Source organism: Micromonospora sp. NBC_01740, from assembly GCF_035920365.1.
Taxonomy (GTDB): Bacteria; Actinomycetota; Actinomycetes; order Mycobacteriales; family Micromonosporaceae; genus Micromonospora; species Micromonospora reichwaldensis.
The window spans coordinates 623,373-641,138 of the sequence record NZ_CP109150.1; the positions used below are offsets into that span (position 1 = coordinate 623,373).

The 17,766-nt window shown below is 75.1% G+C and carries 15 protein-coding genes, 2 pseudogenes and 1 riboswitch; of the genes and pseudogenes, 6 read left to right on the plus strand and 11 right to left on the minus strand.

Translation table 11 applies throughout. From position 1 onward, the window contains the following. Positions 1-11: 11 nt before the first annotated feature. The gene (locus OG989_RS02760) at positions 12-1,043 is read right to left on the minus strand and encodes an ABC transporter substrate-binding protein (RefSeq protein ID WP_327029587.1); all 1,032 of its coding nucleotides are present in this window, start codon (positions 1,041-1,043) and stop codon (positions 12-14) included. Between the two features lie 265 nt (positions 1,044-1,308). Between OG989_RS02760 and OG989_RS02765 the strand changes: the two genes are divergently transcribed. The 4 genes from OG989_RS02765 to OG989_RS02780 all read left to right on the plus strand — a co-directional run bounded on the left by OG989_RS02765 (position 1,309) and on the right by OG989_RS02780 (position 6,206). Further along, complete coding sequence (locus OG989_RS02765; RefSeq protein ID WP_151454592.1) at positions 1,309-2,094, plus strand: ABC transporter ATP-binding protein; 786 nt, start codon at positions 1,309-1,311, stop codon at positions 2,092-2,094. A gap of 2 nt (positions 2,095-2,096) precedes the next feature. Then, positions 2,097-3,047, plus strand: coding sequence for an LLM class F420-dependent oxidoreductase (locus tag OG989_RS02770; protein WP_327031100.1), 951 nt, complete (start codon positions 2,097-2,099; stop codon positions 3,045-3,047). After that, a complete protein-coding gene (locus tag OG989_RS02775) occupies positions 3,044-3,346 on the plus strand; it encodes a cupin (protein WP_088998381.1) in 303 nt (100 codons plus the stop codon). The genes OG989_RS02770 and OG989_RS02775 overlap by 4 nt, the downstream gene beginning before the upstream one ends. A gap of 76 nt (positions 3,347-3,422) precedes the next feature. Then, positions 3,423-6,206 carry a hypothetical protein gene (locus OG989_RS02780; RefSeq protein WP_327029588.1) on the plus strand — a complete coding sequence of 928 codons (2,784 nt, stop codon included), beginning with the start codon at positions 3,423-3,425 and terminating at the stop codon, positions 6,204-6,206. 113 nt (positions 6,207-6,319) lie between these two features. On the opposite strand, the gene thiC is transcribed toward OG989_RS02780, so the two are convergent. The 7 genes and pseudogenes from thiC to thiE form a co-directional block, all read right to left on the minus strand. Continuing rightward, complete coding sequence (gene thiC, locus OG989_RS02785; protein ID WP_327029589.1) at positions 6,320-7,912, minus strand: phosphomethylpyrimidine synthase ThiC; 1,593 nt, start codon at positions 7,910-7,912, stop codon at positions 6,320-6,322. 17 nt (positions 7,913-7,929) lie between these two features. Continuing rightward, positions 7,930-8,718: a bifunctional hydroxymethylpyrimidine kinase/phosphomethylpyrimidine kinase gene (gene thiD, locus OG989_RS02790; protein WP_327029590.1), complete on the minus strand. Its 789-nt coding sequence runs from the start codon at positions 8,716-8,718 to the stop codon at positions 7,930-7,932. Positions 8,719-9,011: 293 nt separating this feature from the next. Continuing rightward, a pseudogene (locus tag OG989_RS02795) lies at positions 9,012-9,605 on the minus strand (thiamine phosphate synthase); the annotation flags it as partial. 176 nt (positions 9,606-9,781) lie between these two features. Further along, positions 9,782-10,552: a thiazole synthase gene (locus tag OG989_RS02800; RefSeq protein WP_151457770.1), complete on the minus strand. Its 771-nt coding sequence runs from the start codon at positions 10,550-10,552 to the stop codon at positions 9,782-9,784. Positions 10,553-10,556: 4 nt separating this feature from the next. Further along, complete coding sequence (thiS, locus tag OG989_RS02805) at positions 10,557-10,757, minus strand: sulfur carrier protein ThiS (protein ID WP_132230919.1); 201 nt, start codon at positions 10,755-10,757, stop codon at positions 10,557-10,559. A gap of 191 nt (positions 10,758-10,948) precedes the next feature. Further along, positions 10,949-12,076, minus strand: a pseudogene (gene thiO, locus OG989_RS02810) (glycine oxidase ThiO); the annotation flags it as partial. Then, positions 12,070-12,696, minus strand: coding sequence for a thiamine phosphate synthase (gene thiE / locus OG989_RS02815; RefSeq protein WP_327029592.1), 627 nt, complete (start codon positions 12,694-12,696; stop codon positions 12,070-12,072). The gene thiE and the pseudogene thiO, both read right to left, overlap by 7 nt. Next, a riboswitch (TPP riboswitch) is annotated at positions 12,691-12,799 on the minus strand. Its footprint overlaps the gene before it by 6 nt. A gap of 122 nt (positions 12,800-12,921) precedes the next feature. Here thiE and OG989_RS02820 point away from each other — a divergent pair. Both OG989_RS02820 and OG989_RS02825 read left to right on the plus strand, forming a co-directional pair. Next, positions 12,922-13,254 carry a hypothetical protein gene (locus tag OG989_RS02820; RefSeq protein ID WP_327029593.1) on the plus strand — a complete coding sequence of 111 codons (333 nt, stop codon included), beginning with the start codon at positions 12,922-12,924 and terminating at the stop codon, positions 13,252-13,254. An 8-nt stretch (positions 13,255-13,262) separates the two neighbouring features. Beyond that, positions 13,263-13,826 carry an endonuclease domain-containing protein gene (locus OG989_RS02825; RefSeq protein WP_327029594.1) on the plus strand — a complete coding sequence of 188 codons (564 nt, stop codon included), beginning with the start codon at positions 13,263-13,265 and terminating at the stop codon, positions 13,824-13,826. Positions 13,827-14,213: 387 nt separating this feature from the next. Here the strand turns inward: OG989_RS02825 and OG989_RS02830 are convergent, their stop codons facing one another. The 3 genes from OG989_RS02830 to OG989_RS02840 all read right to left on the minus strand — a co-directional run bounded on the left by OG989_RS02830 (position 14,214) and on the right by OG989_RS02840 (position 17,758). Continuing rightward, complete coding sequence (locus OG989_RS02830) at positions 14,214-15,176, minus strand: aldo/keto reductase (protein WP_327029595.1); 963 nt, start codon at positions 15,174-15,176, stop codon at positions 14,214-14,216. Positions 15,177-15,284: 108 nt separating this feature from the next. After that, positions 15,285-16,082, minus strand: a complete 798-nt coding sequence (locus OG989_RS02835) for a nucleotidyltransferase domain-containing protein (protein WP_327029596.1) — start codon at positions 16,080-16,082, stop codon at positions 15,285-15,287. After that, entirely contained in the window at positions 16,079-17,758 is a 1,680-nt protein-coding gene (locus tag OG989_RS02840; RefSeq protein WP_151457535.1) for an ABC-F family ATP-binding cassette domain-containing protein, read from the minus strand. Before OG989_RS02840 ends, OG989_RS02835 begins: the two co-directional genes overlap by 4 nt. Positions 17,759-17,766: the final 8 nt, after the last annotated feature.

Here is a 17,766-nt window from a genome sequence, read left to right on the forward strand (position 1 = left end):
GTGGGCGGCTGTCAGGCCTTCGGCGCGAGGCTGAAGTCGATGATCTGGTCGGGGGTGATGTTCTGCTTGAGCGCGCCGGCGCCCTGCAGGATCGCGATGCTCTTGGCGACCCGGCCGCTGTCCAGGGTGCCGAGCTGGGTGCCGGAGTTGCTGGAGCGCACGTAGCCGGCCATGAGCTGGAGCTCGGCGGCGGCCGCGGCGGGGTTGGCGGCGTCGACGTTCTTCTTCAGCAGCTCGCCCGCCTCCTGCGGGTTGGTCAGCGCGTAGTCCAGGCCCTTCAACAGGGCCCCGGTGAACCGCTTGACCATCTCCGGCTTCTCCTTGGCGATCTTGGAGGAGGTGATCAGCACGTTGCCGTAGAGGTCCTGCATCACGTTGCTGTAGGGCAGCATGACGGCCTTCTGCTTGGTCACCGTCTCGATCGTGGGCTGGCCGACCACGAACTGGCCGATGCCGTCCACCGTGCCGGAGCCGAGCATGCCCATCAGGGCCTGCGCCTGGCCGGGCACCCACTGCACCTTGCTGGCGTCCACGCCGGCCATCCGGGCGTACGTCGGGAAGAGGTTGCGCACGACGGAGCCCTCGGTGTCGGCGAGCTTCTTGCCCTCCAGGTCCTTCGGCGACGCGATGCCCTTGCCCTCGACGGTGGCGATGGCGGCCATCGTGCGCTGCTGGATCGCGGCGACCGCGACGAAGTCCTTGGCCTGGCCGCCGCCGAGCTGGAGCAGACCGCCGGTGAGGTCGATCGGGCCGAACTGGGCCTGGCCGCCGACGATTGTCGAGATCACGGCGTTGGTGCCCTGACCCGGCTTGATGTCGACGTCGAACCCGGCCTCCTTGAAGAAGCCCTTCTCCTTAGCGACCCAGGCGTAGGAGTCACGGCCGAAGTTGCCGAACGAGGTGAGGTAGGTCACCTTCTCCAACGCCGCGCCGTTGCCGCCCTTGGCGTCGGCGCCGGAGTCCGAGTCGCCGCTGCACCCGGAGACCAGGGCGAGGGCGGTGGCCAGCGCAGCGGCAGCGACCGTACGGGTCAGCCTTCTCATCAGTGCACCATGTCCTTTCCGACCGGAGCGGCACGCCGCCGCCGGAGGGGGTTGTCTGGCGGGCCGGCCGAGGGGTTGGGCCGGCAAACCGTCGTGAGGGGACTCTTAGCTGGCACAGCGTACGAGAAACCGGCCCTGACAATGCCCGGCGTATGGGTTTCGTTACGGAAAAATCCTCGCTTCCACCCCGGACGTCGTGTCGTCCACACCAGGCGGTTACCCTGGGCCGCGATCGCTGATCGCCGACTCAGGAGGTCCGCCGGAGATGATCAAGCTTTCCGGGGTGTCCCGCACCTTCGACGGCCGCAGCGGCCGGGTCGAGGCGCTGCGCGGCATCGACCTCGACGTGGCGGCGGGCGAGTTCGTCGCCGTACTCGGCCGCTCCGGTTGCGGCAAGTCCACGATGCTGCGTCTGATCGCCGGCCTGCTCCCGGTCAGCGAGGGCAGGATCACCGTGGCCGGTGCGCCGATCACCAAGCCCCGCCCGGACATCGCGATGCTCTTCCAGCGGCCGGCCCTGCTCCCCTGGCGCACCGTCCTGGACAACGTCCTGCTGCCGGTCGAGATGTTCGGCTGGAAGCGGGCCAAGCACCGCGACCGGGCCCGGCAACTGCTGGAACTCGCCGGACTGGGCGGCTTCGAGAAGCGGCTGCCGCACGAACTCTCCGGCGGCATGCAGCAGCGCGTCTCGCTGTGCCGGTCGCTGATCGGCGAGCCCCGGGTGATGCTGATGGACGAGCCGTTCTCCGCGCTCGACGCGCTCACCCGCGAGGAACTCTCCGGCGAGTTGCAGCGCGTGCACATGACGTCCGGGGCCACCGTCGTCTTCGTCACCCACTCGATCGACGAGGCGGTGCTGCTGGCCGACCGGGTGGTCGTACTCAGCCCTCGCCCCGGCCGGATCCGCAAGGTGGTCGACGTGAACATCCCGCGACCGCGCACCCTCGGCCGCAACGCGCACCTGGCGGACGTCGCCCGGGTCAGCGCCGACCTGCACGAACTCCTCATGGAGCGGGACCTGCCGGTGACAGCCGGCGCGGAAACACGATGAGCATGCGGGTCACCGTCTTCACCGAGCCGCACCGGGGCGCCAGCTACGACGACCAGCTCCGCTTCGCCCGGCTGGCCGAGGACGGCGGCTTCGAGGGCTTCCTCCGCGCCGACCACTACCAGGCGATGGGTGACGAGCCCGCGCCCCCCGGCCCGACCGACGCCTGGCTGACGCTGGCCGCGCTGGCCCGCGAGACCAGCCGGATCCGGCTCGGCACCCTGGTCACCTCCGCCACCTTCCGGCTGCCCGGCCCGCTGGCCGTGATGGTGGCCCAGGTGGACCAGATGAGCGGCGGCCGGGTCGACCTCGGCATCGGCGCCGGCTGGTACGAACGCGAGCACACCTCCTACGGCATCCCGTTCCCGGGCATCGGCGAGCGCTTCGACCGGCTCGCCGAGCAGTTGGAGATCATCACCGGGCTGTGGCGGACGCCGCCGGGCGAGACGTACAGCTTCACCGGCGACCACTACCGGCTGGTGGACGCCCCCGCCCTGCCGAAGCCGGTGCAGGCGCCCGGCCCACCGGTCATCGTGGGCGGACGCGGCCCGAAGCGCACCCCCGACCTCGCCGCCCGCTACGCCGACGAGTTCAACATGCCGTTCAAGACCGTCGCGGAGACCGCCGCCGCGTACGAGCGGGTGCGGGAGGCCTGCGACCGGGCCGGCCGGGCCGAGTCGGGACGCGCCCCGCTCACCCTCTCCGCCGGCATCGTGGTGGCGATCGGCCGCACCGACGCCGAGGCGCAGCGCCGCGCCGCCCCGCTGCACGCCACGAGCGCGCTGCCGCCGGAGGACGCGGTGGTCGGCTCGCCCGCGCAGCTCGTCGACCGGATCGGCGAGTTCGCCGCCGTCGGCGCCACCCGGGTGCACCTGCGCCTGATCGACTTCGCCGACCTCGACCACCTGGAGCTCATCGCCGCCGAGGTGCTCCCCCGACTGGACGGAACCCGATGACCGACGCACACCTCGAACTCGGCCCGGTGGGCCAGGAGATCGTGTACGAGAACGACCGCGTCCGCGTCTGGCACATCCGGCTGGAGCCGGGCGAGCGGCAGCCGCTGCACCGGCACGACCACCCGTACCTCGTGGTGGCGATCCAGGGCGCGAAGAACGTCGTACAGACGATCGACGGCACCCTCATCGACGCCGACGAGCCGACCGGCGGGGTGGTCTACCGGGATCCGGGCGCCGTGCACATGCTGACCAACGTGGGCGACACGACGTACCTGGCCCGGCTGGTCGAACTGAAGTAACCGCCGGCCGGCGGGTCGCCCCCCGCTCGCGGCGCGCCGGTGGCGGCCTGGTCAACAGGTGCGTAACGTGCCGGACATGGCCTTTCGGACCTGGGGCAGACTGCTGCTCACCGCGCTCGGGGTGAGCCTGCTGGCCGGGGCCGGTCAGCTCGGCATCGCCTTCGGCTTCGGCATCGTCCGGCTCTCCGGCACCTTCACCGGCGCCACCGTCAACCAGTGGCCGGCCCAGCTCGTCTGGGCGGGCTGGTTCGCGGCGAACGCCGCCGTGGTGGGCGCGGTGCTCACCGAGCGCCTGGCCCGCCGGGACGGCGGGCTGGCCGGCACCGGGCGCCTGCTCGCCGTCGCCGGCGCCGCCGCGCTGGGCGCCACCGTCGTCGCGCCGCTCTGCATGCAGCCGGCCCGGGCGGCCGAACTCGTCTCGATGGACCCGGTCTGGGCCGTCGGCATCTGCGCGGTCCTCGGTGCGCTGGTGGGCGCGGGTGCCGCCGTCGCCGTCCTGCTCCAGCCGCCGGTGGGATGGAACGTGGCGGCGATCGCGGGCGCGCTCTGGCTGCTGGCCCTGGTCTCGGTGGCCCCGTCGCTGGTCTCGACCGGCCCGCTGGGCGCCGTACGACTGGGGGTGCTGGAGCCGGCGTCCCTCGACGCCGGCGCGGTGCAGGGGCTGGCCCTGGTGGTCCTGCCGCTGGTGGCCCTGCTGGCCGGCGCGGCGACCGGCGGACTGGCCCGGTGGCGGGGCCACCCGCCGCTGGTCAGCGGCGCGACGGGGGTGGCGGGACCGGCGCTTGTCGCGTTCGCCTACCTGACCGCCGGTCCGGGCGACACCGCCGACCGCTACCAACTCACGCCGTACTACGCGGCGCTGCTCGCGGTGGCCCTCGGCGCGCTCGGGTCGGCCGCGGCCGCGCTGCTGCGCTGGCCGCTCGTCACGCGCACCGCCCCCACCGGGGCCATCGAGCCGACCGACATCCTCCGGCCCCTGCCCACCGGTCCGGCCCTGCCGCAGACCCCGGCGCCCACCGGCGGGAGCGACGAGCCGGAGACGGTCGACCTGGCCGGCGCCACCCTGGTCGTCGCCGACCAGGCCAGCGGCGGTACGGGCTCCGGCGCGGTCACCGCCGCCACCGGCGACGGCCCGGCGCCCTGGGCCGTGCCCCCGCATTGGGACTGGCCCGCCGACGGAGGAACGGTCCCGGCTCCCGCCGCCGACGTCCGGGCGGGCGCGGTTCCCGCGTGGACGGCCGAACCGCCGGCTTCGACTCCCGGCAACCCGCCCACAGTCGACCGGGGCCGCGAACCGGAGCCCACCCGCACCCAGGACAGCACCGACGAGCGCGCCCCGGGCACGTCGTCCGCACCGGGTGCCCCGGCCCCGCCCTTCGCGGCCGCACCGGCCGCACCGGCCGCACCGGTGGCACCGGTCGCACCGACTGTCCCGGCTGCACCGGCTGCTCCGGTCGCGCCGCTGGCACCGACCGGCCCGGCCACCCCGACCGTCCCGGCGGTGCCGGTCGCCGACGAGGCGCCGCCAGCCGGGAAGACGGCCCCCGACGCGCAGCCCGCCGGGGAGGTGACGGCCGCCGCACGGTCGACCGGAGGGGCGACGACTGCGGCACAGCCGGTCGGGGCGGCGGCGCCCGACGGACAGCCGGCCAGCGCAGCGACTCCCGCAGGCCAGCCGGCAGAGGGACCAACACAGCCGGCCGAAAGACCGGCACCCGCAGGACAGCCGGCAGAGGCAGTCGCCGACCAGCGGGTCGTCCCGAACGCGCCCAAGCCCCGCCGCACCCGTAAGCCCCGCTCGACGCGCCAGCCCGCCGCCCCGGTGGCACCGGAGGGTGCGGGCCCGGTACCCGTCGCCACGGGCGCCCCCGAGACCGGGGCCACCGCGCCCGGCGCGGCGATGTCGTCGCCGTCCACGGACGCCTCCGCCGCGCCCGACACCACGCCCAGCACGACCGCACCCGGCACGACGACCAGCCCCCAGCTCGGTGCCCCGGCCGGAACCGGACCCGACACCGCGACCGGCCCCGCGCTCGACGACACGACCGGGTCCGAGCCCGGCACCACGACCGAGGCCAGGTCCGGCAACACGACCGGGTCCGGGTCCCGCAACACGACCGAAGCCAGGTCCGGCAACACGACCGAAGCCAGGTCCGGCAACACGACCGACGCCGAGCCCAGCAGCACGACCGGTCCCGAGTTCGGCGCCACGGCCGACGCCACGCCCGGCAGCACGGCCGTTGCGGGTTCCGGCGTACCGCGGCCGGACGACATCAGCCCTCGCGCGGTGCCGCTCTTCGCGGCGGACGGCGAGGCGGCTCCCGGCCGGGCCGTCGGGCCGGACGCCGGCACCGCGCCCCCGCCCACCCCGGCCTGGCCCGTCTCGCCCCGGCCCCAGGCCGACGGCACGGCCGAGGTGGCACAGCCGGCCACGGAACCCGCGCCCGACCCGGCACCCCGGCCCCGCCACCGGGCCCCGATGCCCGACCTGGCCCGGGCCGCGAACTGGGAGGCGCTCGCCACCGCACGACGGGGCGGTCCCGTCCCGGCGCCCGTCGACGCCGCGCCGGAGAACGGCATCCCCACCGCCCGGGCGGAGGCGCCCGCGCCCGGCTCCCCGGCGCCCGCCGAGGTCGAGCAGCCGACCGGGCGGGGCCGGGGCCGGCTGGGTCTGTTCCGCCGCAACCGGCCCCGGGCCGAGGACGCCCCGGGCGACGGGGAGTCCGAGCCGCTGCCGGCGCAGGACGAGGAGTACGTGGACTGGGTCGCCGGCCTCAGCAAGCCGGTCCCGGACAACGAACCCGAGCAGGAGAGCGGCCGGCGGTCGTTGCGCTCCACCGGCCGCCACCACCGCGACTGACCCGACCGGGCGACGCCCGCCCCGCCCGGGGTGACCGGAGCCGGGGCAGCGCCGCCCCTTCTCCCGGACGTCGGCGGGGACGGGTGTCGTCGCCGGATGCCCGGTCGCGCCGCTCAGGCGAGCGGCAGGTAGACCCGGCCGCCGGAGGAGAGGAACTCCTCCGACTTGTCCTGCATGCCGCGCGCCGCGTACTCCTTCAGCTCCTGGGTGATCTTCATGGAGCAGAACTTCGGGCCGCACATCGAGCAGAAGTGGGCGGTCTTCGCCGGCTCCGCCGGCAGGGTCGCGTCGTGGTACGAGCGCGCGGTCTCCGGGTCCAGCGACAGGTTGAACTGGTCCTCCCAGCGGAACTCGAACCGCGCCCTGGACAGCGCGTCGTCCCACGCCTGCGCGCCCGGGTGCCCCTTCGCCAGGTCGGCCACGTGGGCCGCGATCTTGTACGCGATCACGCCGGCCTTCACGTCGTCGCGGTCCGGCAGCCCCAGGTGCTCCTTCGGGGTCACGTAGCAGAGCATCGCGGTGCCGAACATGCCGATCATCGCCGCGCCGATCGCCGACGTGATGTGGTCGTACGCGGGGGCGATGTCGGTGGTCAGCGGGCCGAGGGTGTAGAACGGCGCCTCGTGGCACCACTCCTGCTGGAGGTCCACGTTCTCCTTGATCTTGTGCATCGGCACGTGGCCGGGGCCCTCGATCATCACCTGCACGTCGTGCTCCCAGGCGATCTTCGTCAGCTCGCCCAGGGTGCGCAGCTCGGCGAACTGCGCCTCGTCGTTGGCGTCCGCGATCGAGCCGGGGCGCAGCCCGTCGCCGAGCGAGAACGTCACGTCGTAGCGCGCGAGCAGCGAGCACAGCTCGGCGAAGTTCGTGTAGAGGAAGTTCTCCTCGTGGTGCGCCAGGCACCAGGCCGCCATGATCGAGCCGCCCCGCGACACGATCCCGGTCACCCGGTCCACCGCCAGCGGCACGTACGGCAGCAGCACCCCGGCGTGCACCGTCATGTAGTCGACGCCCTGCTCGGCCTGCTCGATCACGGTCTCCCGGAACACCTCCCAGCTCAGCTTCACCGGGTCGCCGCCGACCTTCTCCAGCGCCTGGTAGATCGGCACGGTGCCGATCGGCACCGGCGAGTTCCGCACGATCGCCTCGCGGGTCTCGTGGATCCGCTTCCCCGTCGACAGGTCCATGACGGTGTCCGCGCCCCACCGGGTGGCCCAGGTCAGCTTCTCCACCTCCTCGGCGACCGACGAGGAGACCGCCGAGGTGCCGATGTTGGCGTTCACCTTCACCAGGAACGCCTTGCCGATGATGGCCGGCTCGCACTCGGGGTGGTTGACGTTGAGCGGCAGCACGGCCCGCCCGGCGGCGATCTCGTCCCGGACGAACTCCGGCGCCATCCCCTCCCGCACTGCCACGAACTCCATCTCCGGCGTCACCACGCCGGCCCGCGCGTACGCGAGCTGGGTGGGGCGGCGGCCGTCCGCGCCCGCGAGCGGGGTGCCCGCGCCCCGCACCGGTGCGACGTCGCCGCGCTCGGCGATCCACCCCGCACGCAGCGGCGGCAGCCCCACCTCCGGATCGGAGCCGGGGCCGGAGGTGTCGTAGAGCCGCAGCGGCGGGTTGTCACCGGTCAGTTCCACCTCGGCGAACGGCACCCGCACGTCCGGCCGGGACCCCTCCACGTACACCTTGCGACGTGCCTGCATGACAGCCTCCCTGGTGGTCAAGCGGACCAGCCGAAGTGGTCCAGCGGGCCGCGTCCCGCGCCCAGCTCCCAGTGCCGCGCGCCGGTCAGCGCGCGGAGGACGTACTCCTTGGCGGCGGCGACCGCCGTCGGCACCTCGTCGCCGAGCGCCAGCCGCACCGTGATCGCCGCCGAGAACGAGCACCCGGTGCCGTGGCTGTGCCGGGTGTCGACCCGCGGCGCGCGCAGCAGGGTGGTGACGTCGCCCCCATGCAGCACGTCGACCGCCTCACCGTCGGCGTCCACGTCGCCGCCGGTCACCACCACGTGCGCCGGCCCGCCGGCAGCCAGCGCCTCGGCGGCGGCCACCATCTCCTCGACCGTGGTCACCGGGCGTCCGGTGATGGCCGCGGCCTCCGCGCAGTTCGGCGTCGCCACCTGCGCGTACGGCAGCAGCCGCTCCACGGCGGCGACCACGCCCAGCCGGTGCCCGCTGGTGGCGACGAGCACCGGATCGACGACGAGGTGCGGCAGCCGGCCGTCCCTGGCGGCGTCCGCCACCGCGTCGGCGACCGCCGGAGTGCCGAGCACCCCCGTCTTGACGGCGCGGACGGTGAAGTCGGCGAGCACGCTGTCGAGCTGCTCGGTGACGGTGCGCGGCGGCAGCGGCAGCACGGCGTCGACGCCCCTCGTGTTCTGCGCGGTGACCGCGGTGAGCACGCTGGTGCCGTACGCGCCGAGGGCCGCGAAGACCTTCAGGTCGGCCTGGATGCCGGCACCCGCGCCGGAGTCGGAGCCGGCGATGGTGAGCACGGTCGTCGGGGTCATCGTTCCTCTTCCGTCATGGCGTACGGGATCTCGCGCCGGGCCTGCGCGGTAGTTGCAGTTGAGGGCTGCGGCCGACCGTGCCCACTCCGGGCGGTCAGGCTTGATCCCTCCGTGGGCACGGTCGGCCGCAGCCCCGTCCCGGAGACCTCCGTGCGGTCCCGCCGCCTGCGCGTCGTCCCAGCAGGATCCGAGCTGCCGCGCCGGGTCCGGCTCGCCCCATCGAGAGGATCTGTGCTGTCGTGCCGGGTCTGGTCCGCCGCGTCGGAAGGATCTGGGCTGTCGTGCCGGGTCCGGCTCGCCGCGTCGGTGGCTGCTGTGAGGGTGGCGGCTGCCACCTCGGGGTCGTCGGCGCGCATGATCGCGCCGAGCACCGCCACGCCGACGGCTCCCGCTTCGACGCAGGCGGCCACCTGGTCCGGGCTCTGCACTCCGCCGAGCGCCAGGACCGGCACGGGGCTGTGCCGGATCAGCGTGCCGAGCCCGTCCGGGCGCAGGGGTGGGCCGTAGCCGGGCTTGGTGCTGGTCGGATAGACGGGCGAGAGGGTCGCGTAGTCCTCGGTGGTCAGTCGCGCCAGCTCCGCCCGGCCGTGGCAGGAGCGGCCCATCAGGCCGAGGCGCGGCGGCGGGTACGGCCCTGCCGACGGCAGGTGCACCGCAGCGCCGCCGAGCGGGTCGGGGCCGGCGACGATCAGGGTGCCGCCCGCCTCGGCGAGGATCGCGCGCAGCTCGGCGGCGAGGGCAGCGCGCTCGGCCCGCGGGAGGTCCTTCTCCCGCAGCACCACCCAGCGCACTCCCCCGGCCACCGCCCCCGCCACGACCTCGGCCAACGGCCGCCGAGCCTGCCGCCGGTCGGTCAGCAGCAGGACGCCGGCCGGCCCGCCCGAGATCTTGGTAGGAAACGGCCCCTCCAGGGGCACTTCCCTACCAAGATCCAAAGCCGAAGCTGGCGCGACGGCCGGAGCCAGCGCCGAAACGACAGCCGGGGGTGCCGAAACAGCGCCCGGAGCCGGCGCGGCGGCCGGGGGCGAAGCGCAACCGGGGCCGGGGCCGGGGGCGGGGCGGGTCACAGGTCCGGCCGTCCCTCGTCCGGGGTGGAGGCGAGCGCGTGGAATCGGCGGGCGATCCGACCCGCCCCGTACGCGAGCCGGCCCGCCTCGACCGCGTACCGCATCGCGGTGGCCATCGCCACCGGGTCGGCGGCGCGGGTGACCGCGCTGGCGAGCAGCACCGCGTCGCAGCCCAGCTCCATGGCCAGCGCGGCGTCCGAGGCGGTGCCGATGCCGGCGTCCAGAATCACCGGCACGTCGACGCTCTGCCGGATCAGCCGGATGTGGTGCGGGTTCGACACACCCAGGCCGGAGCCGATCGGCGCGCCCGCCGGCATCACCGCCGCGCAGCCGACGTCGGCCAGCCGCCGGGCCAGGATCGGGTCGTCCGACGTGTACGGCAGCACGACGAACCCGTCGTCGACGAGTTCCTCGGCGGCGCGCAGCAGCTCCACCCCGTCGGGCAGCAGCGTGCGCTCGTCGCCGATCACCTCCAGCTTCACCCAGTCCGTGCCGAACGCCTCCCGGGCCAAGTGCGCCACCTTGACCGCCTCGCCCGCCGTGTAGCAGCCGGCGGTGTTCGGCAGCAGCCGTACGCCGCAGCGGTCGAGCAGGTCCAGCAGCCCGCCGGCCGTGCCGGGGGCGGTGTCGACGCGGCGCAGGGCCAGGGTGACCAGTTCGGTGCCGGAGGCACGGATGGCGTCCTCCAGCACGCGCAGGTTGGCCGCGCCGCCGGTGCCGAGGATCAGCCGGGACGTGAAGCTCACGCCGCCCAGGTCGAAGCTCACCGCGTCACCCGCCCTGGGCGGCGCTGAGCACCTCGACGCGGTCACCGTCGCGCAGCACGGTCGCCGGCCAGCCCGTACGCGGCACCACCTCCCCGTTGACCGCGACGGCGAGGCCGCGCTGCTGGTCGGTGACCGCGCGGACCAGGTCCGCCACGGTCGAGCCGCCGGGCAGGCTGCGCCCGGCACCGTTCACCGTCAGTTCCACGTGTGCTCCTCCTCGGTCGACAGGGGGCCGGACCGACCATCGGCGGCCATGACGCCCGGTTCCCCGCCGGACGCCCGCATCGCCCCGGCCACCGGCACCGCACCGGTCGCCGGCGTCGCGCCCACCACCGGCCCCGACCCGGCCGCCCGCGTCGCGCCGGACCCCGGCGCCGGCTGCCCGGGCCGCTGCTGCGGGTCGCGGAGCCCTGCTGCCGGCGGCACACCGGCCACCGGCGGCGGGGTGACCGGCGGCGGGAACCGGGCCGGGGTGAAGGGGGCGAGCAGTGGGTCCGCCGCACCCGTGACGACCAGCTCGGCGATCAGGTCGGCGGTGACCGGGGTGAGCACGATGCCGTGCCGGTGGTGTCCGGTGGCGGCGACCACGTCGGGCCGGCCGGGCAGCGGGCCGAGGATCGGGGCGTTGTCGGGGGTGCCGGGGCGCAGGCCGGCGAGTGTCTCCACCAGGTCGTACTCGGCCAGCTCGGGCAGCAGGTCGACGGCGGCGCGGAGCAGGCGCAGCACCGCCCCGGCGGACACGTCGGTGTCGGAGCGCTCCTCGACGGTCGCGCCCACCACCACCTCCCCGTCGGCGCGGGGCACGAGGTAGACGTGCTCGCCGTCGGCGTACCCCCGGATGACGTGCCGGAAGCCCGGCGCGCCGCCGCCGGGCGCGTGGAGCCGGACCACCTGCCCCTTCACCGGCCGCACGGGCAGCCCCGTCAGGGCCGCCGCGCCGCAGCCGGCCGCGACCACGGTGACCGCGGCGTCCACGTCGGACAGGGAGCGCACGGCGGCGGGCACCAGCGTGGCGCCGGCCCGCTCGGCGGCCGTGCGCAGCGCGGGCACGAGCCGGCGCGGGTCGACCTGGTGGTCGGTTTCGGCGAGCGCGCCGCCGCGCACCCGGGGTGCCAGCGCCGGCTCGCGGTCCCGCAGCGCCGTGGGGCGCAGCGGCGTCACCGGCAGCCCGATCCCCTGCTGGTACGCCCACAGCCGCCGCGCCTCGGCCAGGTCGTCGGCGGTCAGCCCGACCATCAGCGTGCCCTCGGTCCGGTAGCCGATGTCCACGCCGGCGGCGGCGGTCAGCTCGGCGGCGAACGCCGGCCAGCGGGCGGCGGAGGCAGTCAGCAGCCCGGTCAGCTCGTGCTCGCCGAAGTACGCCTCGGCGACCGGGGCGAGCATCCCGGCGGCGACGTGGGACGCGCCGGAGCCCGGGGCGGGATCGTGCACGACGACCCGCAGTCCGCGCTGCGCGCAGCGCCAGGCGATCGCCAGCCCGACCGGTCCCGCCCCCACCACGGCGACGTCCGGTCGGTTCAGCACCCCAGCGCTCCCAGCAGCTCCGCCGTCGCCCGACCCGGATCCGCCGCCCCGGAGAGCGCCCCCACCACCGCCACCCCGTACGCCCCGGCGGCCAGCAGCGCGGGCACCCGCGCGGCGGTCACGCCGCCGATCGCGACGACCGGCACGTCCACGGCGTCGGCGACGGCGCGTACCCCGGCCGGGCCGATCGGCGCCGGCAGCCCCGTCTTGGTGCCGGTGGCGTGGCAGGGGCCCACGCCCAGGTAGCTGGCCCCGGCGGCGACCGCCTCGGCGGCCGTCCCCGGCTCGCGGGCGGTGGCGCCGAGCACGGCGGCCGCGCCGAGCACCCCGCGGGCCGCCCCGACCGGCAGGTCGTCCGCGCCGACGTGCCCACCGGCGGCACCGGCCGCCAGCGCCACGTGCAGCCGGTCGTTCACCAGGCAGGTGACGTCGTACGGGGCACAGAGCGCGACCACCCGACGGGTCAGGTCGTACGCCTCCCGGTCGGTGGCGTCGTCCTCGACGCGGACCTGCACGACCAGTTCCGCGCGGGCCACCGCGAGGGCGGCCCGCAGCACCGTGAGCGGGTCCCGCCCGGGTCGGGTGTCGGTGATCAGATGCAGTCGCCCGAGGGACGGCACGGCAACACTCCTCCCTGCGCCGGCATTACCCGGATCAGGTTCGACGGTCGGGGGCTGACAGCCCCCCTCTCAGCCCGGTCCACCGGGCTCCCGTGGGTCACTTGCGGGTGTCACCGTACGACGGATCGCCGGATCCGCCAAGGTCAGGACGCGGATTTCACATCGACCGCCCGAACCCGAGGGACGGGGCGGCGCGTGACCGTCCCGTCACGCGATGCTGTCCGGATGCCCTCCGCCGCCCGGGTACCACGCTGCCTGGCCTTCCTGCCGTTCCGGGCCAGCGCCGCCATCGCCGACGGCCTCCTGACCCGGACGATGCTGCGCGGGCCGTCCTGGCAGCGCCTCCTGCCCGACGTCCACGTGCACCGTGACGGCTATCGGGCGGACGACCACCGGATGTGGTGCGACGCGGTCGCACTGTCGCTGCCGGTCGGCGGGGCGATCGCCGGCCGCAGCGCCGCGTACCTGTGGGGCGTCGACCTGCTTCGCCGGGACGCGCCGGTCACCGTGCTGCTGCCACGCGCCGCGCGGATGCGCGCCCACCCCGTCTTCGGGTGAACCGGTCGATGGTGCCGGATTCCGATCGCACCCGCCTCGGCGGGCTGCCCGTCACCACTCCCCTGCGCACCGCCTTCGACCTGGGCCGCCGGGTCCCTCGGGACGAGGCCCTGGTCGCCGTTGACGCGCTGCTGCACCGCCGGGTGGTGAAACTCGCCGCACTACGCGCGTACGCCGACGCACGGCCCGGCTGGCCCGGCCTGCCCCTGCTGCGGGAGATCCTGGCGCTGGCGGAGCCGCTGGCCGAGTCCCCGATGGAGACCCGCCTACGGCTGCTCCTGCTCGACGCGGGGTTGCCACCCGCGATCGCCCAGCACGACGTTCGTAACGCCGACGGGCGCTTCGTCGGTCGGGCGGACCTGGCGTGGCCGACCCTGCGCGTCGCGGTCGAGTACGACGGCGACCACCACCGCGAGCGCGCCCACTTCCGCCAGGACGTCGCCCGACTGAACGCCCTGCGCGCGGCCGGCTGGATCGTCCTCCGCTTCACCGCCGACGACGTGCTCCGACACCCCACCCGCACCGTCGCCCTGGTGAGCCAGGCCCTCCGCGAGCGCCACCCCTCCGCCTGACCCCTCGCCGCCAAGCCACGGCCAACCAGCCACCCCGGCAACCGGCCACCCCGGTAGCCGGTAGGTAGGCCCAGCGGCCGGCCGAGTAGCCGGGTGGCCGGCCGGCCCGGTGGAACACCATGGGTGCCTCCGCCGCCCCTTGACGCCCATGACGTTCCACCGACGGGTGCGGTAGGGGTGTGTCCCCCGCTCCCGGGCATCGGCACCGGCATCGGCATCGGTGGAACATGGCGGGTGTCTCCGAGGCCCGGTGACACCCGTGAGTCCACTCAGCCACCCACAGACCCCACAGCCAACGGTCGCCGGGCGACGGGTAGCGCACCGCCACCGGTGCCGCACCGCCACCGGTGCCGCAGTGCTGCGGCGCCCGGACGGCGTCGACGTGGCTCAGAAAGTCGCGCGCAGGGCTTCGAGGTCCTCGTCGGTGGGCTGCCAGGTGCCCGCCGCCGCGTTGGCGCGTACCTGCTCGGGCGTGGTGGCGCCGGCGATCACCGAGGTCACCGCCGGCTGGGCGGCCAGCCCGCCGATGGCCACCTGGAGCATCGACAGCCCGCGCTCGGCGGCGTACGCCTCGATCGCCTCGATGGTGTCCCAGTCGGCGGCAGCGAGCCGCTGGGCGTACCGGCCGCCACCGGCGAGGCGGCTGCCGGCCGGCGGGGCCTCGTTGCGCTTGTACTTGCCGGTGAGCAGCCCGTTGGCGAGCGGGAAGAACGGCAGCAGCCCGAGGCCGAAGCGCTCGCACGCCGGCACCACCTCGGCCTCGGCGCCGCGCTCCAGCAGGCTGTAGTGGTTCTGTGCGCTGATGAACCGGGATCGGCCGTTCGACGAGGCCACCCAGTCGGCGTCGGCGATCTGCCAGCCGGCGAAGTTGGAGTTGCCCAGGTAGCGGACCTTGCCGGCGCGGACGAGGTCGTCGAGCGCGGCGAGCGTCTCGTCGATCGGGGTGCCCGGGTCGGGTTCGTGCATCTGGTAGAGGTCGATGTGGTCGGTGCCGAGCCGGCGCAGCGACGCCTCCACCGCCCGGGCGATGTAGCGGCGGGCGCCCCGGGCGCCGAAGTCGGGGCCGTTCATCCCGTTCATGTCCATGCCGAACTTGGTGGCCACCACCACGTCGTCGCGCCGGCCCTTGAGCGCCTGGCCCAGCAGTTCCTCGGAGCCGCCCTGCGGCTCTCCGTAGATGTCGGCGGTGTCGAAGAAGTTGATCCCGGCGTCGAGCGCGGCGTCGACCACCGCCCGGGTGCCGTCGAGGTCGAGCTTGCGGCCGAAGTTGTTGCAGCCGATGCCGACCACGGACACCACGAGCCCGGAGTCGCCCAACCGGCGGTAGGTCATCTCAGTCACGTGATCCACCCTATGCCCGCCAGCCCGGCGCGCACCGTGTACCTCGAAGCGGGCAGCAGGCCGGCGGGGACCGGCGGGGGCCGGCGGATCGGCGAGGGCCGGCGGATTGGCGGACCGTCAGTCGAGCACGTCGGCGACGAGCCGGCGAGCGGCGGCGAGCGTGCCGGCCAGCTCGTCCGGCGTGTGCCCGACCCCGCCCAGCAGCGCCTGCGCCCGCCCGGTGAAGTCGGGCGGCACGCCCGGCAGCCGCCCGGCGGAGGCGATCATGCCCTTCTCGTTGACCAGCCACCGCCCGGCCCGGGCGTGCAGCACCTGGGCGAGTACGCCGACCACCCGGAACAGGCAGCCGGCCACGTACCCGCTGTCGCCGGCCACGGCGGCCTTGGCCGCGCCGCCGATCAGGAAGCGGGCCTCCCAGCCGCCGGCGGTCAGCGCGTCGGCCAGGGCGGGCGGGTACGCGAGCGTCTCCTCCCGCAGCGCGGTCAGCTCACCGGTCGGGTCGCCGAGCACCCGGCAGTACGCCACCTCGCCGGCGTAGGCGGACGAGTAGAAGCCGAGCGGGTGCCCGGCCTGCACGCCGACCTCGTAGCGGCCGGCCCGGCAGTCGGCCCAGATCCGGTGCACCCGGTCGAGGTCGCGGTAGATCCAGTCGACGGCCGCCCCGCCGATCCGCAGCCATCCGCCGCCGTCGACCCAGGGCCCCCACCCACCGGGCGGGGTCAGCTCGACCGCCTCGTCGGCCACCGAGGCGGCGACGGCGCGCAGCCCCGGCACGTCCAGCTCGCCCCGGTAGTAGAGGCCGAGGTCCCAGTCGGAGTCGGGCCCGTGCTCGCCGCGGGCCCGGCTGCCGCCGAGCGCGACGGCGACGACCCCGTCGACGGCGCAGAGGCGGTCGGCCAGGTCGGTGGGGATCACGCCACGTCCCAGACCGGCTCCGGTGTCTCCACCACCTCGTTGTCGCCCCGGAAGAGCACGAACCGGTCGAAGGTGCGGGTGAACCAGCGGTCGTGGGTCACCGCCACCACGGTCCCCTCGAACGCGGTCAGCCCGGCCTCCAGCGCCTCCGCCGAGGCCAGGTCGAGGTTGTCGGTGGGCTCGTCGAGCAGCAGCAGCGTCGCGCCGGAGAGCTCCAGCAGCAGCACCAGGAAGCGCGCCTGCTGACCGCCGGAGAGCGTGCCGAAGCGCTGGTCGCCCTGCCCCGCCAGCTCGTACCGGCTCAGCGCCGCCATCGCGGCGTGCCGGTCCATGCCGGTCCGGTGCTCGTCGCCCCGCCAGAGGATCTCGACGAGGGTCTTCGTCATCAGTTCCGGCCGGTCGTGGGTCTGCGAGAAGTGCCCGGGGCGCACGCGCGCGCCGAGCCGGGCCACCCCGTCGTGCACCACCGGCGCGAGCGCGGCGGCGCCGTCGACCGGCCCGTTGGCCGGGTCGGGGTCGGTGCCGCCCCGGGCGAGCAGCCGCAGGAAGTGCGACTTGCCCGTGCCGTTGGCGCCGAGCACCGCGACCCGGTCGCCGTACCAGATCTCCAGGTCGAACGGGAAGGTCAGGCCGTCGAGCTCCAGCTGGTCGCAGATCACCGCGCGCTTGCCGGTCCGCCCGCCGGTGAGCTGCATCCGGATGTCCTGGTCCTTCGGCGGTACGGGCGGCGGCCCGGCCTCCTCGAACTTGCGCAACCGGGTCTGCGCGGCCTGGTAGCGCGACGCCAGCCCGTCGTTGTACGCGGCCTTCTGCTTGTACATCAGCATCAGCTCGCGCAGCTTCTGGTGTTCCTCGTCCCACCGCCTGCGCAGCTCGTCGAGGCGGGCGTGCCGGGCCAGCCGGGCGGAGTGCCAGCTCGCGAAGCCACCCGGGTGCACCCAGGCGCTGCCGCCCTCCACGGCGACCACCCGGTCGGCGGTCTGGGCGAGCAGTTCCCGGTCGTGCGAGACGTAGAGCACCGACTTGGTCGACTCCCGCAGCCGCCCTTCCAGCCACCGTTTGCCGGGCACGTCGAGGAAGTTGTCCGGCTCGTCGAGGAGCAGCACCTCGTCGGGGCCGCGCAGCAGCAGTTCGAGGGCGAAGCGCTTCTGCTGGCCGCCGGAGAGGGTCCGGACGGGTCGTTCCCGGGCGCTCTCCCAGGGCAGACCGAGCACGATGGTGGCGACCGTGTCGAAGAGCACCTCGGCGTCGTACCCGCCGACCTCGCCCCAGGCCGCGAGCGCGTCCGCGTACGCCAGCTGGGCCTTGCCGGCGGCGGTGCTGTACTTGCCGCGGACCTCGGCGGCGCGCATGGCCTCCTCGGTCTCGACCAGCCGGCGGCCGGCGTCGCGCAGCACGGGCGGGGCCAGCGACAGGGCCAGGTCGGCCAGCGTCGACTCGTCGCCGATCATCCCGATGAACTGGCGCATCACGCCCAGCCCGCCGGCGCGCGCGATCGCGCCGGTCTTCACCGGCAGGTCCTCGGCGACCATCCGCAGCAACGTCGTCTTGCCCGCGCCGTTCGGCCCGACCAGGGCCACCTTGGCACCCTCACCGACCCGGAACGACACGTCGGAGAAGAGCTCCCGGCCGTCGGGAAGGATGTGCCCGACCGCTGCCACGTCCACGTATCCCACGTCGGCAT

Bases quoted from the DNA above. Each gene is read 5' to 3' on its own strand.
- OG989_RS02825 (WP_327029594.1), top strand. From the start codon at position 13,263: ATGGTGCCGGATTCCGATCGCACCCGCCTCGGCGGGCTGCCCGTCACC.
- OG989_RS02820 (WP_327029593.1), top strand. From the start codon at position 12,922: ATGCCCTCCGCCGCCCGGGTACCACGCTGCCTGGCCTTCCTGCCGTTC.
- OG989_RS02760 (WP_327029587.1), bottom strand. From the start codon at position 1,043: ATGAGAAGGCTGACCCGTACGGTCGCTGCCGCTGCGCTGGCCACCGCC.
- thiC (WP_327029589.1), bottom strand. From the start codon at position 7,912: ATGCAGGCACGTCGCAAGGTGTACGTGGAGGGGTCCCGGCCGGACGTG.
- OG989_RS02780 (WP_327029588.1), top strand. From the start codon at position 3,423: ATGGCCTTTCGGACCTGGGGCAGACTGCTGCTCACCGCGCTCGGGGTG.
- thiD (WP_327029590.1), bottom strand. From the start codon at position 8,718: ATGACCCCGACGACCGTGCTCACCATCGCCGGCTCCGACTCCGGCGCG.
- OG989_RS02765 (WP_151454592.1), top strand. From the start codon at position 1,309: ATGATCAAGCTTTCCGGGGTGTCCCGCACCTTCGACGGCCGCAGCGGC.
- OG989_RS02775 (WP_088998381.1), top strand. From the start codon at position 3,044: ATGACCGACGCACACCTCGAACTCGGCCCGGTGGGCCAGGAGATCGTG.
- OG989_RS02770 (WP_327031100.1), top strand. From the start codon at position 2,097: ATGCGGGTCACCGTCTTCACCGAGCCGCACCGGGGCGCCAGCTACGAC.